Source organism: Serratia sp. D1N4 (assembly GCF_054552755.1).
Genome location: NZ_CM137274.1, coordinates 4,206,222 through 4,220,627 on the forward strand (window position 1 = coordinate 4,206,222; position 14,406 = coordinate 4,220,627).

Annotated in this window: 15 protein-coding genes and 1 pseudogene; 3 read left to right on the forward strand and 13 right to left on the reverse strand. The window is 55.1% G+C overall.

The window, feature by feature from the left end; genetic code table 11:
* From prfB to xerD, 4 genes are all read right to left on the reverse strand, one after another.
* A protein-coding gene (gene prfB / locus ACX1CU_RS18865; protein WP_459399766.1) for a peptide chain release factor 2 occupies positions 1–1,099 on the reverse strand; the annotation gives its coding sequence in 2 pieces (ribosomal slippage) (positions 1–1,023 and positions 1,025–1,099; 1,098 coding nt in all).
* Between the two features lie 148 nt (positions 1,100–1,247).
* Positions 1,248–2,981 (reverse strand): single-stranded-DNA-specific exonuclease RecJ, encoded by a 1,734-nt coding sequence (recJ, locus tag ACX1CU_RS18870; protein ID WP_459399767.1) that lies wholly within the window; start codon positions 2,979–2,981, stop codon positions 1,248–1,250.
* A gap of 6 nt (positions 2,982–2,987) precedes the next feature.
* Positions 2,988–3,701 (reverse strand): bifunctional protein-disulfide isomerase/oxidoreductase DsbC, encoded by a 714-nt coding sequence (gene dsbC / locus ACX1CU_RS18875; protein WP_459399768.1) that lies wholly within the window; start codon positions 3,699–3,701, stop codon positions 2,988–2,990.
* A gap of 27 nt (positions 3,702–3,728) precedes the next feature.
* Positions 3,729–4,628 (reverse strand): site-specific tyrosine recombinase XerD, encoded by a 900-nt coding sequence (gene xerD, locus ACX1CU_RS18880; protein WP_459399769.1) that lies wholly within the window; start codon positions 4,626–4,628, stop codon positions 3,729–3,731.
* 106 nt (positions 4,629–4,734) lie between these two features.
* Here xerD and fldB point away from each other — a divergent pair, with 106 nt between their 5' ends.
* Entirely contained in the window at positions 4,735–5,253 is a 519-nt protein-coding gene (gene fldB, locus ACX1CU_RS18885; protein WP_459399770.1) for a flavodoxin FldB, read from the forward strand.
* A gap of 35 nt (positions 5,254–5,288) precedes the next feature.
* Here the strand turns inward: fldB and creD are convergent, their stop codons facing one another.
* From creD to sdhE, 5 genes are all read right to left on the reverse strand, one after another.
* On the reverse strand, positions 5,289–6,689 hold the full coding sequence (gene creD, locus ACX1CU_RS18890; protein ID WP_459399771.1) for a cell envelope integrity protein CreD: 1,401 nt from the start codon (positions 6,687–6,689) through the stop codon (positions 5,289–5,291).
* 84 nt (positions 6,690–6,773) lie between these two features.
* The gene (creC, locus tag ACX1CU_RS18895) at positions 6,774–8,192 is read right to left on the reverse strand and encodes a two-component system sensor histidine kinase CreC (RefSeq protein WP_459399772.1); all 1,419 of its coding nucleotides are present in this window, start codon (positions 8,190–8,192) and stop codon (positions 6,774–6,776) included.
* Positions 8,189–8,884, reverse strand: a complete 696-nt coding sequence (gene creB / locus ACX1CU_RS18900; RefSeq protein ID WP_459399773.1) for a two-component system response regulator CreB — start codon at positions 8,882–8,884, stop codon at positions 8,189–8,191. The genes creC and creB overlap by 4 nt, the downstream gene beginning before the upstream one ends.
* Positions 8,884–9,300, reverse strand: a complete 417-nt coding sequence (locus ACX1CU_RS18905; RefSeq protein WP_459399774.1) for a protein YgfX — start codon at positions 9,298–9,300, stop codon at positions 8,884–8,886. Before ACX1CU_RS18905 ends, creB begins: the two co-directional genes overlap by 1 nt.
* The gene (gene sdhE, locus ACX1CU_RS18910; RefSeq protein WP_459399775.1) at positions 9,281–9,547 is read right to left on the reverse strand and encodes an FAD assembly factor SdhE; all 267 of its coding nucleotides are present in this window, start codon (positions 9,545–9,547) and stop codon (positions 9,281–9,283) included. The genes ACX1CU_RS18905 and sdhE overlap by 20 nt, the downstream gene beginning before the upstream one ends.
* Before the next feature lie 367 nt (positions 9,548–9,914).
* Between sdhE and ygfZ the strand changes: the two genes are divergently transcribed.
* On the forward strand, positions 9,915–10,907 hold the full coding sequence (gene ygfZ, locus ACX1CU_RS18915) for a tRNA-modifying protein YgfZ (RefSeq protein ID WP_459399776.1): 993 nt from the start codon (positions 9,915–9,917) through the stop codon (positions 10,905–10,907).
* A gap of 44 nt (positions 10,908–10,951) precedes the next feature.
* On the opposite strand, the gene trhA is transcribed toward ygfZ, so the two are convergent.
* Positions 10,952–11,608 carry a PAQR family membrane homeostasis protein TrhA gene (trhA, locus tag ACX1CU_RS18920; RefSeq protein WP_459399777.1) on the reverse strand — a complete coding sequence of 219 codons (657 nt, stop codon included), beginning with the start codon at positions 11,606–11,608 and terminating at the stop codon, positions 10,952–10,954.
* Positions 11,609–11,821: 213 nt separating this feature from the next.
* Between trhA and ACX1CU_RS18925 the strand changes: the two genes are divergently transcribed.
* Positions 11,822–12,430: an HD domain-containing protein gene (locus ACX1CU_RS18925; protein WP_459399778.1), complete on the forward strand. Its 609-nt coding sequence runs from the start codon at positions 11,822–11,824 to the stop codon at positions 12,428–12,430.
* Positions 12,431–12,462: 32 nt separating this feature from the next.
* Here ACX1CU_RS18925 and ACX1CU_RS18930 read toward each other — a convergent pair whose 3' ends face one another.
* From ACX1CU_RS18930 to ACX1CU_RS18940, 3 genes and pseudogenes are all read right to left on the reverse strand, one after another.
* Entirely contained in the window at positions 12,463–13,209 is a 747-nt protein-coding gene (locus tag ACX1CU_RS18930; RefSeq protein ID WP_459399779.1) for an SDR family oxidoreductase, read from the reverse strand.
* 20 nt (positions 13,210–13,229) lie between these two features.
* Positions 13,230–13,376 carry a MipA/OmpV family protein gene (locus tag ACX1CU_RS18935; protein WP_459402860.1) on the reverse strand — a complete coding sequence of 49 codons (147 nt, stop codon included), beginning with the start codon at positions 13,374–13,376 and terminating at the stop codon, positions 13,230–13,232.
* 3 nt (positions 13,377–13,379) lie between these two features.
* A pseudogene (locus ACX1CU_RS18940) lies at positions 13,380–14,070 on the reverse strand (IS6 family transposase).
* Positions 14,071–14,406: the final 336 nt, after the last annotated feature.

Sequence of the window (14,406 nt, forward strand, 5' to 3'; positions counted from 1 at the left end):
TCATAACCCGGCCTTCAAACTTGCCTCAATGAATTTATCCAGGTCGCCATCCAGTACGGCCTGCGTATTACGCGTTTCTACGCTGGTGCGCAAATCCTTGATACGAGAGTCATCCAGCACGTAAGAACGGATCTGGCTACCCCAACCGATATCGGATTTGCTGTCTTCCAGCATTTGCTTGTCAGCGTTTTTCTTTTGCATCTCATATTCATACAACTTGGCGCGCAGCTGTTTGAAAGCCTGATCTTTGTTCTTATGCTGAGAGCGATCGTTCTGGCACTGCACCACAATGTTGGTCGGCAAGTGGGTAATACGCACCGCTGACTCGGTTTTGTTCACGTGCTGACCACCCGCGCCAGAGGCACGGTACACGTCGATGCGCAGATCGGCCGGGTTGATGTCGATATCGATATCGTCATCCACTTCCGGGTAAATAAACACCGAGCTGAACGAGGTGTGGCGGCGGCCACCGGAATCGAATGGGCTCTTACGTACCAGGCGATGCACGCCGGTTTCAGTACGCAACCAGCCAAACGCGTAGTCGCCGATAATTTTGATGGTGGCAGACTTCAGGCCCGCGACGTCGCCGTCGGACTCTTCAATCACTTCCGTTTTGAAGCCTTTCGACTCGGCCCAACGCAGGTACATACGCAGCAGCATGCTGGCCCAGTCCTGCGCTTCGGTGCCGCCGGAACCGGCCTGGATATCCAGGTAGCAGTCCGCGCTGTCGTATTCGCCAGAGAACATACGGCGGAATTCCAACTGCTCCAGCTTGACGGTCAGTTGATCAAGCTCAACCACCGCTTCATTAAAGGTTTCTTCGTCTTCCGCTTCGACCGCCAGCTCCAGCAGGCCGGAAACGTCTTCACAGCCTTGCTCCATCAGATCGATGGTTTCAACAATAGCTTCCAGCGCCGAGCGCTCTTTGCCCAGCGCCTGCGCGCGATCGGGCTCATTCCAGACGTCCGGCTGTTCCAGCTCGGCGTTAACTTCTTCTAGGCGTTCTTTCTTGGCATCATAGTCAAAGATACCCCCTAAGAACGGCCGTCCGCTCGGACAGGTCCTGAATGCGGTTTTTTACCGGATTAATTTCAAACATGATTTTTAGCGTTCTTACGTTGATGTCGTCGATGGCGAAATGCCATTGGAACCGGTAATTCTAGCGGATCGCGCCGCCAGTTTATAGCGAGTTGGTCAGTTTTTGTGGGGAGAGTGGTAGGGGCGCCTAAAGGTACCCCTAGAAAAGACTAGCGCGGCCAGAGATGTTGGATCAGCAACTGCACATTGCGGTTGCCACGGAATTCGTTGACCTCCAGCTTGTAGGCCAGTTCCGCTTCTTTCACGCTGCTGTCAGGCCACAGCGCCGTATCGATGTTAAAGGCGATGCCATCCAGCAACGGGCCGCCGCCGAGCGGTTCCACCATCAGTTTCAGGTGTTTTTCCCCCACCAGCCGCTGTTGCAGAATACGGAATTTGCCGTCGAAGGTCGGTTCTGGGAATGCCTGCCCCCATGGCCCCCCCTCGCGCAGCAGTTCTGCCGTGGTTAACGTCAGCTCCTGCATTGCCAGTTCGCCGTCGGACCAGATCACCCCTTCCAGCATCGCCGGATCGAGCCATTCGCCCACCAAGTCGCCGAAACGCTGGCGGAACTCATCAAATTTGGCCTCTTCTAGCGATAAACCGGCCGCCATCGCGTGGCCGCCAAACTTCAGCATCAGCCCAGGGTTCAGGGTATCGAGCCGCTCCAGCGCATCACGCATGTGCAACCCGGCCACCGAACGGCCAGAACCTTTCAGAATGCCGTCACCCGCCGGGGCAAAGGCAATCACCGGGCGATGGAAACGTTCTTTGATGCGTGAAGCCAGGATGCCGACTACGCCCTGATGCCATTCCGGATGGTACATTGCCAAGCCATAAGGCAGCGCGGTAGTAGAGCGCTCCAGTTGATCGCACAGTTGCAGCGCTTCAACCTGCATGCCCTGCTCAATTTCACGCCGGGTCTGATTCAGCGCGTCGAGATCGTTGGCCAGCATGCGCGCCTGAGCGATGTCGTCGCTCAGCAGCAAAGCCACGCCGATCGACATATCATCCAGCCGCCCGGCTGCGTTGAGCCGTGGGCCAAGAGAGAAACCGAGATCGCTCGCCGCTAGCTGGCGCGCATCACGGTTTGCCACCTCCAGCAAGGCACGGATGCCGGGCCGGCATTTGCCAGCGCGAATGCGGTTCAGGCCCTGATGCACCAGAATACGGTTATTGGCATCCAGCGGCACCACGTCCGCCACCGTGCCCAGCGCCACCAGATCCAGCAGCTCTGCCAGATTAGGCACCGCCAGTGTCCGCTGTTCAAACCAGCCGCTGTCGCGCAGCCGAGCACGCAGCGCCAGCATCAGGTAAAACGCCACGCCGACACCGGCTAAAGATTTGGAAGGGAACTCGCAGCCACGCAGGTTGGGGTTAACGATCGCTTCCGCCGCAGGCAGCGTTTCGCCCGGCAGGTGGTGATCGGTCACCAGCACCTGCATCCCCTTGGCGTGCGCCAAGTCAACGCCCGCATGGGAAGAGATACCGTTATCCACGGTGACGATCAGCTCAGCCCCGCGCGCAGCCACCTGCTCCACCACTTCCGGGCTCAGGCCGTAACCATCTTCAAAACGGTTTGGCACCAGATAATCGACCGCACGGCAACCCATGCTGCGCAATGCCAGCACCGTCAATGCGGTACTGGTGGCCCCATCGGCATCGAAATCACCCACCACCATAATGCGGTGCTGGTCGATCATCGCCTGCTGCAGGATGTCTACCGCAGCGTCAATGCCTTCCAGCTGTTGCCAAGGCAACATACCTTTAACGCCACGTTCCAGTTCATGTTCCCCCTTAACACCACGCAAAGCGTAGAGGCGGCGCAGCAACGGCGGCAAACTGGCAGGCAAATGGCTAACGTCCGCCGCCTCGCGGCGGCGTAATTGGGTTTTAATACTCACTGATGGTTATTTCTTTGCAACTGAGGTGGCTTGCGCATCCAGCATCGCGGCCATTTCTTTCGGGCCTTGATAGCCTGGGATCATCATGCCATTTTGCAGAACGATAGCGGGGGTGCCCTGAACGCCAAACTGTACACCCAGCTGATAATGCTTGCTGATGTCGGTTTTGCAGGTGGCCGGAGAAACCGCATCGCCTTTCAGAGCAGCATCAAAGGCTTTGGCCTTATCGGCAGTACACCAGATAGACTGCATGTCTTTAGCTGCCGGTGAATTCAGCCCCTGACGTGGGAACGCCAGATAACGCACGGTGATCCCCAGTGCGTTGTACTCTTTCATCTGCTCGTGCAGTTTGTGGCAGTAGCCGCAGGTGATGTCTGTAAACACAGTGATCACATGTTTTTCTTTTGCGGCTTTATAGACGATCATCTGATCTTTCAGCGCTTCCAGCTTGGTGATCAACAGTTGGTTGGTCACGTTCACCGGCTCGGCACCGCTGACATCATACAGCGGCCCTTGCAGCACATGTTTGCCATCTTCCGTGATATACAGCACGCCGTTCTCGGTCAGTACGGTTTTCAGGCCAGCAGCCGGTGAAGGTTGCACGTCGGCCTGCTTGATACCCAGGCTACCGAGCGCTTTTTGAATCGCCGCGTCGTCAGCATGAACCGCGCCGGTAAATGAAGCCACCAGCATAGAGAGCAGCAATAAACCTTTTTTCATTCTTCCAATCCTTTCTAACCCTGGGCGTCAAGCGCGCGGGTGATGCTGTTGATGTAGCTGTTTCAATCGTTCGGTCGCTACATGTGTATAAATTTGCGTGGTCGAGAGGTCACTATGCCCCAATAACATCTGTACGACACGGAGATCGGCACCATGGTTCAGTAAATGGGTGGCGAAAGCATGGCGCAGCACATGCGGAGACAGCCGCTCGCTGTCAATACCGGCTAGGATCGCATAGTGTTTGATGCGATGCCAGAACGTCTGCCGGGTCATTTGCTGGCTGCGGTTGCTGGGGAACAGCACATCCAGGTTTTGGCCATTCAACATCCACGGGCGGCCATACTCCAGATAATTTTCGATCCAGTACACCGCTTCCTCCCCCAAAGGCACTAATCGCTCTTTATTGCCTTTGCCGACCACCCGTACCACCCCTTGCCGCAGGCTAACGTCGCTGATGGTCAACCCCACCAGTTCCGATACGCGCAAGCCCGTGGCGTACAACACCTCCAGCATCGCTTTATCGCGCAGTTCTAGCGGCTGATCGACACAGGGTGCCTGCAACAGAGCTTCAACCTGCGCCTCGCTCAAATCTTTCGGCAGCCGCTGCGGCAGCTTGGGCGAGGCTAGCAGCGCGGTAGGATCGTCTTCCCGCAGCTTTTCACGGTAAAAATATTGGAATAAACGGCGCATGGCACTCAACAGGCGGGCGGAGCTGGTGGCCTTATATCCCCCCTCGATCCGCTCGGCAAGAAATGCCTGCAAGTCCAGCGCTTCGGCCTGCAACAGGCTGCTGCTATGGTGCTCCAACCAGCCTGCCAACGCCTGCAAATCCAGCCGGTAAGAAGCCAGCGTATTCTCCGCCAGATTGCGTTCAAGCCATAGCGCATCCAGGAATTGCTCAATCAGCGCACTTTCTTGCTGTCGCATCGGCTCCTCTCTCTTGTTACGTTTATGCCCCGGCATTATGCCTGAAGCCAGCACAAATCTGGTACACTCCTGGTCATTCTCGGTACGGTTATATAACGGTTTACACATGAAGATTGGTCTGTTTTACGGCTCCAGCACCTGCTACACCGAAATGGCAGCAGAAAAAATCCGTGAGATTTTGGGTGAAGACCTAGTCGACCTGCACAACCTGAAAGACGTATCCCCCAAGCTGATGGAAGATTACACCATTCTGATCCTTGGTATTCCTACCTGGGATTTCGGCGAACTGCAAGAAGACTGGGAGGCTATCTGGCCGCAACTGGGCGAGCTTGACCTGCAAGGCAAGATTGTTGCCATGTACGGGATGGGCGATCAGTTAGGCTACGGCGAATGGTTCCTGGATGCGCTAGGGATGCTGCACGATCGTCTGGTTCCGCTTGGCGTGCAGTTTATCGGTTTCTGGCCGACCGAAGGCTTTGAATTCACCAGCCCAAAACCCCTCAGCGACGACGGTAAACACTTTGTCGGCCTGGCGCTGGATGAGGTGAATCAGTACGACCTGAGCGAAGATCGCCTGCAACAGTGGTGCGAACAGATCCTGCTGGAGATGGAGCCACTGCTGTAAGATCAGTGGGCGCACAATGTGCGCCCAAAAAAACGTTATTTCCACAACCTGAAACGATTCTCGCCATTGCTGGCCGGTGTTTCGCCAGCTTCTACAGCCGCTTCTGTTGTAACGCTATTTCCTTTCAGCCGCGCCGCATCGGCCACCTGATACCAGTCCAGCTTACGCGTCAGCAACATGATGCCCGCCAGAACGCCAAACAGCAGTACCGACCCTAACACCAGCGCGTTATCTTCCGACTGCAACAGCAGATACAGCACGCCATACAGCAGCAACAGGCTGGCGGCAAACAATGCACCACGCAACTTGCCGCGCAGCACCGCACTCAGGTAGAAAGCAATCAGTCCGCTGCAAGCCAGGCTGGCCAGCAAATAGGCCACGTTAAAGCCAAGGTGCTCCGAGAAGGCCAGCAGAATCAGATAGAACAACACCAGCGCCGCCCCCACCAGCAGGTATTGAATCGGGTGCACCCGCAGCCCGGTGAGGGTTTCAAACAGGAAGAACGCCATAAACGTCAATCCGAGGAACAACACCGCATACTTCACCGCGCGCTCGGTCAGTTGATAGTGGTCCACTGGCTCGATCAGGCTGGTAGTGAAAGTAGGCAATTTGTCCTCGTCGATCCCGCCATTATCATAGAGAAACGCACTGTTGATATTGTTGGCAAACCAGGTGCTGCGCCAGCGAGCGGTGAAACCGTTTTCCGTCACTTTGCGCTCATCAGGCAGGAAATTGCCGAGAAAGTTCGGGTGCGGCCAGTTGCTCTGTAATACCAGTTCAGAACTGCGCCCCAGCGGCACCAATGACAGGCTGCTGGTCCCGGCCAGAGTCAGCGTAAAGTCCGCCTCTAACCCGTGCTGTTGCAAAGACTCCAGCGCCAACGGCGCATGAATGCCCTGAGAAAGCCCATCCACCATAGTACCCGGTTCAAACGCCGCCTGTTGCTGCGTGCCGTTCAAGGTTGAAATACTCTTGATGCCCCGTGAATCGCTCAGTGACACCAGCAGGAATGGCTGGCCGATGGTGACATTGCTGCTTTGCAAATCTTCCAGTTCGGGCTGAGCAAATTTTACCTGAAACTTCAGTGGCCCTTGATACACCTGCGTCTGGTAGATCCCCAACTTGCGGACTTCAACGTTGGGCTTGCCATCCACCAGCAACGATTCAGGCAGCACAAAGCGCTGATGGCGGCTCACCTGTAGGTAGATTTCCCCTTTATCATCTTTCTGCTCTTCCCGCAGGGTATAGGGGATTACGATCAGCGGCCCGAGGATCCGCTGTGCCCGGCTGGTGCTTTCACTCACCTGCCCAACCACGCTTTGGCGATAGCCGCTGCGCTCCTGCACCACCTCCATCAGTTGTGCTACGGGGATCATCATCAGGATCATCAATCCTAACAGGGTGGTTATTTTCCAAAACAATACCGATTTAAACATCGCTGCATACTCCTTGTAGGTAATGACGCAACGATAGAACCGGCAAGTGAAAACAGAATGTGGTTATGTGAAGGGAAGGTGAAGTCAGACTGATAAAGTGAAAATTGCCGCCACACCATGCGGTTGCAGGTTGTGCAAATGGATGGTGCCACGGTGCAGACGCGCCACTTCCTGCACAAAGTTCAGCCCCAGGCCGCTGCTTTTGAGTTTATCTGCGCGTGCCAGCGAATAAAAGCGTTCAAACACCTTATCCAGCGCGTAATCTGGGATACCGCTGCCGGTATCGCTGACGGTGATCTGGTAGTGCTGTTCCAACCGCACCCCTTGAATGCTGATGGTTCCGCCCGCTGGGGTAAAATCCAGCGCATTATCCAGCAGGTTGCTCAACGCTTGGCTGAGCAGAAAGGCATCGCCGGTCAGGGTGGCTTCGGCCAGTTCTCCAATGCGGAGCGTGACACCGCGCTGTGCGGCCTGCGCCTCTTTGCCAGCAATCACCTGCCGCAATAACGGCTCCAGCACCACCGGTGCTAATTCGAGACCCGGTCGGCTTTCCAACCGCGCCTGAATCAGCAGTTTGTCGACCAATTGCTGGATGCGCACGCTCTGCTGTTCGATGTTGGTCAGAAAGCGCTTGGCGGTTGCCGGTGGCGGCATTTCCTGCAACAGTTCGGCCGCACCGCGAATCGCCGCCAGCGGGCTTTTCAGCTCATGGGTCAAGGTATGTACGTATTGCTCGATATAGGCTTTGCCTTCCAGCTTCATACGCATGCTTTCCAACGCCTGCGCCAACTGTGTCAACTCAACGCTGCCCATCTGCGGCAGCGGAATGGCCCCCCCTTGCGCCACACCGTCGGCGTAGCGTACCAGGCGGTTAATCGAGCGGTTGATCCACCAGACAAACCCCAATCCAATAGCTAGCGCAATCCCCAGCAGTACGGCTCCCGCCAGCAGGATCCGCCGCTCGCTACGCCGGATAACCGCCGTCATGCTGCTGTTCGGCTTGCCAACGCTCAGCACGCCGATAATCTGCCCCTGCTCGATCACCGGAGCGGCCACGTACATCACCGAGCTGTTTTCATCATCTGCGATCATGCGCGTACTGCGGGCACCGTACTGGCCGCGCAGCGTCAGATAAACATCATTCCAACGCGAATAATCCTGCCCCAAAGCCTGGCCGCCAGAATCAAAAATCACCTTGCCGCGGCTGTCGGTCAAATAAACGCGGTATTCATTACGATCTTTACGGATCCCGGCAATATTGGCACCAATCGGCCGTTGATTAAGCTGGGCAAAGGCCTGCGCCAGTTGGCCATAGGCGGCGTCGCCGCGTTTCATATCCAAACGGGCGATCTGTGCCAGCAGATTGGCGGTATCCACCAACGTGCCTTCGGTGGCGCGCCGTACCCCCGGCTTCACTTCCTGCACGAAAATGCTCAAGACGAAATAACCGGCCACCGCCACAATCAGGAAATACCCCAACAGCAGGCGCAGGCCGATCCTCATGGTTGGCGGCTCACGCTGTAACCCAGCCCGCGATGGGTATGGATCGGCGGTTCCCCGGCATCAATCACCCGCAGTTTGGCGCGCAGCGTTTTGATATGGGTATCCACGGTGCGATCCAGGCTCTCTTCCGCCTGCGCCCAAACGCTGTCCATCAGTTGTTGGCGCGAAAATACCCGCCCTGGCGCCAACAACAAGGTTTTCAGCAGCAGGAATTCGTAGCGGGTCAGCGGCAACGGTTGGTGGTGATAGCTGATAGCAGCGCCCTCTTCATCGAGGGTAAAAGCACCGAACTGATACAAGGCGGGCTGTTGCAAGCGTTGTTGCTTTTGCAACCGCCGCAGGATGGTCCTGACGCGGGCGCTGACTTCTCGCGGGGAAAAGGGTTTGGCGACATAGTCATCGGCACCGATTTCCAAGCCAATCAGGCGATCGACCTCATCGCTGCGCGCAGTAAGAAACAGAATGGGTAAATCTGCCGCCTGCGCCAACAGCCGGCGGCAAAGTTCAAAACCATTGATATCGGGTAAGCCGACGTCGAGGATCGCCAACGCCGGAGCCCCTTGCTGCAAAGCCAGCAGCGCGGGCTCGCCGCGTTCAAACCAACGCACCTGAAAACCTTCGCTCTCCAAAGTATAAATCAGCGTATCAGCAATGCTGGGCTCATCTTCCACCAGCCAGAGCAGCGGTTTCATTATTCGCTCTCAGCGGATTGTGCAGACAGCAACAACTGACGCAGATGGCGCCATTCTGCTTTGTTCAAGCAGTCTGAAGCCAGCCACAGCCGATGGCGTTTCTTGCCGTTAACCTGTTGCAACGTCAGCAAAATACCAAACCCCGGCATCCACGGCTTTTTCAGCATCAGCCATTCCTGGCCGTGCCACTCAACCCGCCGCTCCGCCAGCCACCGTAACTCCCCTTGCCTTGATCCAATGCGCTTCTGGCTACGAATGCATTCAAATACCACCAGCGTCAGCAACACCAGCCAAACCGGGCCATAGCCTTCTGGCCAAGGCGAGATCAGGATCAGGAGGATCAGTGCGCCATGGGTCAACAGCGAGAATAGCTGGGTACGCCAGGAAATACGGACATCACAACGCCACTGGGCCACGGTCTTTATTTCGCGTTTGGATCAGGGAGACCATTCTCTGCAGTTCTGTGTCCTGCGGAGCGCCATGATTCATCAGCCAGTTGAATAAATCGGGATCGTCATTCTCTAGCAGGCGGATAAACAGTGCTTTATCTTCGTCGTTCAGCGTGTCGTATTCGTACTCGAAGAACGGCATGATCGAAATGTCCAGCTCACGCATCCCACGGCGACAGGCCCAGTGAATGCGTGCTTTGTTATTAATATCCATGTTGTTATGACTAACCTCTTTTCGGCATGTCTTGCCAACGCAGGGTTCAACCGACACTCTGTAGGCAACACGCGCGCAATATAATTCCATCGGTTCACGAAGTGTTATCGCTGACCATCAGTATATAGGGTAACAATTTGACATACTCGCCGGAAAGGCAGTTCTCCGATCTAAAGCGCAAAAATGTCAGAAAAAGCACTATGCCATAATAACTGTTTGCAAACAGAGCCACCTCTTTTACCATGCAGTTAACCCTTTCAGGCAATCTGAATATACACTTCACGCTTCAAGTTGCTTGGGTGTTGGCTACGCTCTGTCGCCTACAAGCAACTCGAATTATTTTGTGTACATGAAGCAGGAACTCATTATGGCGTTCAATATTCCTTTTCCATCTCGTCAACCTTCCGCCTCCGCCCATCTGCCACTGACGCTGATCTCGTTAGAAGATTGGGCGCTGGTGCGGCTTAACGGACCGGATACGGTGAAGTACCTTCAGGGCCAGGTGACGGCCGATATCGACAAACTGGCGGCCGACCAACATGTGCTGTGCGGCCATTGCGATGCCAAAGGCAAGATGTGGAGCAACCTGCGTCTGTTCCATTACGGTGAAGGTTTTGCCTATCTGGAGCGGCGTAGCGTGCTGGATAGCCAGTTGGCGGAAATCAAGAAATACGCCGTGTTCTCCAAAGTGACCATCGCCGCGGATAATGATGCCGTGTTGCTGGGCGTGGCTGGCTTACAGGCGCGTGCCGCACTGGCAGAAATGTTCACGACCCTGCCAAATGCAGAGCACCAGGTGGTGGAAGAGGGGGATACCACCTTACTGCACTTTGCCCTGCCGGCAGAACGTTTTCTGCTGATCACCACGGCAGAAATCGTGGGCCAACTTAACGCCAAACTCGATGGCCAAGCCGCATTGAACAACAGCCAACAGTGGCTAGCGTTAGATATCGAAGCCGGTTACCCGGTCATTGACGCAGCCAACAGCGCGCAGTTGGTGCCACAGGCCACCAACCTACAGGCACTGGCAGGCATCAGCTTCAGCAAAGGCTGCTACACCGGGCAGGAAATGGTGGCGCGCGCCAAGTTCCGTGGCGCCAACAAGCGTGCTTTGTATTGGCTGGAAGGCAATGCGGAGCGAGTACCGCTGGCGGGCGAAGATCTGGAGCTGCAACTGGGCGAAAATTGGCGGCGTACCGGCACCGTTTTGGCGGCAAGCCTGCTGGATAACGGCACGCTGTGGGTGCAGGCGATTCTTAACAACGATCTGGATGCCGATAGCGTATTGCGCGCGCGGGACGATGCGGGCAGCCAGTTAGCTATCAAACCGCTGCCGTACTCACTGGCTGAAGAGAAGTAGCTGATTCGGCCGCAGGCAAGCATAGAGTCTGCGGCCTTAATCATTTAGACATAGAGATAAATCGCCAGAAAGTGGCACAGACTGCCGCCGAGCACAAAACCGTGCCAGATAGCGTGGCCGAAGCGAAAACGCTTCGAGGCGTAGAAAATCACCCCCAGCGTATACACCACACCACCGACGGCCAACAGGGTTACCCCACCGATCGCCAGCCGGGTGGCTAGTTGGTAGATCACGATAAGCGACAGCCAGCCCATGGTCAGATAGGTCACCAGCGACAGCACCTCAAAACGGTGCGCAAATGCCAGTTTAAAGATCACACCGAACAGCGCCAGCCCCCAGATCACCACCATCAGGCCCTTGGCTAACGGTGAATCCAACCCCACCAGCAGGAAAGGCGTATAGGTCCCGGCAATCAGCAGATAAATGGCGCAGTGGTCGAATTTTTTCAGCCAGTGTTTGGCTTTTTGATGGGGAATAGCGTGATACAAGGTGGAAGCCAGGAACAGCAGAACCATGCTGCCGCCATACAGGCTATAGCTGGTGATGGCGGTCACATCAGCACCGGTATTCACCGCCTGAACCAGTAACAACACCAAACCGACAATCCCCAGAACCAACCCAATGCCGTGGGTTATGCTGTTCGCAATCTCTTCAGCCCATGGATAAACCGTGCCAGCAAGCTTATCAGACTCGGTCTTCATTTCATCCGCTTTACCCATAATGCGCAAACCCTCAAAACAGCCAATATTGTTTGAAATTACCGCAAAAGAGCTTAACTGAGAATAATTTCAGTGTACACGTGTACGCTAAAATAAAACTGTGAACGCTTGTAACACCGCACAAGCGTCGAAATTATCGGCACGCTGAGCTACAATCGACGGGTTTTTCCCGCTACTAACCTCGAGGTTCGCCCCATGTCATCCGCTGTACCCGCCTTAGATTTTGGCTCCATGACTCAAGTCATCCAATTCCTGATGGAAATCGACAAACTGAAAGATGTACAGCGCCGTACCAAGGTGCTGGGCAGCCAACGGCAGGAAAACTCGGCCGAACACAGTTGGCATTTTGCTATTGCGGCCTTAAGCCTGGCCCCTTATGCCAGTGCAGAGGTAGATATTCAACGCGTGATCCAAATGGCCCTGCTGCACGACATCGTCGAAATCGATGCCGGTGATGTGATGGTTTACGATCTGGCTGCACGTGCAGCGATCCACGATCAGGAAGTTGCGGCAGCGAAACGCCTGTTTGGTTTGTTGCCGGAACCTCAGCGTGCGTCTTTCAGCGCGTTGTGGCAGGAATATGAAGACGGCGAAAGCGCCGATGCCCGCTTTGCGCTGGTGCTGGATCGCAGCCTGCCGATGCTGATGAACTTGCACAATAAAGGTCAGAGCTGGGTAGAAAATGGTATCAGCCTGGAACAGGTGCTGGAACGCAATACGATGATTGCCGATATCCATCCCGAGCTGTGGCAACATTTGGAGCAGCATTTGCAGGATGCACAGCGTAAAGGCTGGCTGAAGTAAGAGACAAGGGCACTGCGGGTGCCCTTGCTGATTCAGCGCCCGCCAGCGGCCTCGATAAAAGTGCCGGTGACGTAAGACGCCGCATCGGAAAGCAGCCAAGCAATGGCTTGCGCAACTTCCTCTGGCTGACCACCCCGCTGCATTGGCAACGCCGCCTTCACCCGATCTACCCGCCCCGGCTCACCGCCGCTGGCGTGCATCTCGGTATAGATACAACCCGGCCGCACGCCGTTGACGCGGATCCCCTGCGCCGCCACTTCCAGCGCCAAACCGGTAGTCAGCGTATCCACCGCCCCTTTCGACGCCGCATAGTCGATATACTCCCACGGCGCACCCAAGCGTGCCGCAGCCGAAGAAACGTTGACGATCGCTCCGCCCTTACCCCCGTGGCGCAGCGCCATACGCTTTACCGCTTCGCGGCAGCAGAGAAAATAACCGGTGACGTTGGTGCTCAACACTTTATTGATACGCTCGGCGGTGAGTTGCTCAATGCTCGCCTGTTGGAACAGAATGCCTGCGTTATTCACCAGAGCGCCAATTGGCCCCAGCGTGGCCTCCAGTTCAGCGAACATCGCCACCACTTCCGCTTCCTCGGCGATGTCTGCCATCAGGGCCTGCGCCCTGCCCCCTTGCTGGCGGATCTGCGCGACTACCAGCTCCGCAGCCGCACTATCGCGCAAATAATTGACGCCCACCGCATAGCCTTGTTGAGCTAGCAATAACGCCGTCGCGCGGCCTATGCCCCGGCTGGCACCGGTAACTAATGCAACTTTGCTCATACTGTTCCTTGCTGTTGAGATCAGAAACGATAGCTGGCACTCATGAAGGCAATACCGGCAACTTTCTTCTCGACGATTGGGCTATCAGCGGCATCGCCCAACAGAGTATATAACCCAAGGCTTTGTCGCGTTAACGTAGGGAAGACGAAAAAATGTGGACTGCCTATTTTTTAGGCGGCCAACAGATAAAATTGTTCCGCCGGGTAAAATCCGTCGCCAGTTAGATGATGAAGCTGTTCTTTGCGTATCATGTGGACTAACTCAATGCCCGCCAATATCGTCTGCGCACGCCTAAATGATTTGAACCCCAGCATCGGTCATGTCCGCCGTTTGATATTTCGGTGATCCTGCTCCATCAGGTTGCTCAGGTATTTGCTCTGCCTGATGGTCATGGCTTCTTCTTCTAGTTTGTCGGCGTTGAGTGTGGACAGCGCTGCCGTGTTGGCACCACTTTTATCAATAAATTTCTGGCTCATCGTGGTGTCGAATGGCTTTGCGAAAGAAACGCAGTGCGGCTGCGGCATCACGTTTGGCGGTCAGCAGAAAATCGATGGTTTAGCCGTTGCTGTCAACAGCCCGGTACAGATATTTCCACTGGCCTTTGATTTTTATATAGATATCATCCATTCGCCACCGCCGACCCACTGTGCGCTTATATCGGCGAAATACCTTATCCAGCAAGGGCGCCAGGCGAATAATCCAAGGGTGAAGCGTGGAATGGTCAACAAGAATACCGCGCTCTGCCATCATCTCTTCCAAATTGCGCAGGCTCAGGGCATAAGCGAGATACCAGCGAACACACTGAGCGATAACATCAGTGGGGTAATGCAGACGACGGAAGGCTTTTCGGATTAGTGACATGGGTAGGCAACATCGTAAAAAAAACAGCATGTTACCTGACGAAGCCCTAATGCGACAGGACCGTTCATCGATACACATACTGGATATTTCATATCCGCTGCAGAAGCAGGGCGAGGAACATCATAATAAATAACAACCATCAAGGATAATTCTTAAAAGTTAATAATCTTTCATGGCTTTACTGATGCATCAAAAAAGAATGCTACAATGGATTTAGTTTATAAAATACCAAATCAGAGAAACTCATTTATTGTGGCGATTGACTGCAAGTAGTATCCATTACTTCACACTCATCCATCAGGCAAGCAGTATTTTATAAGTAATGATATTGAAGTT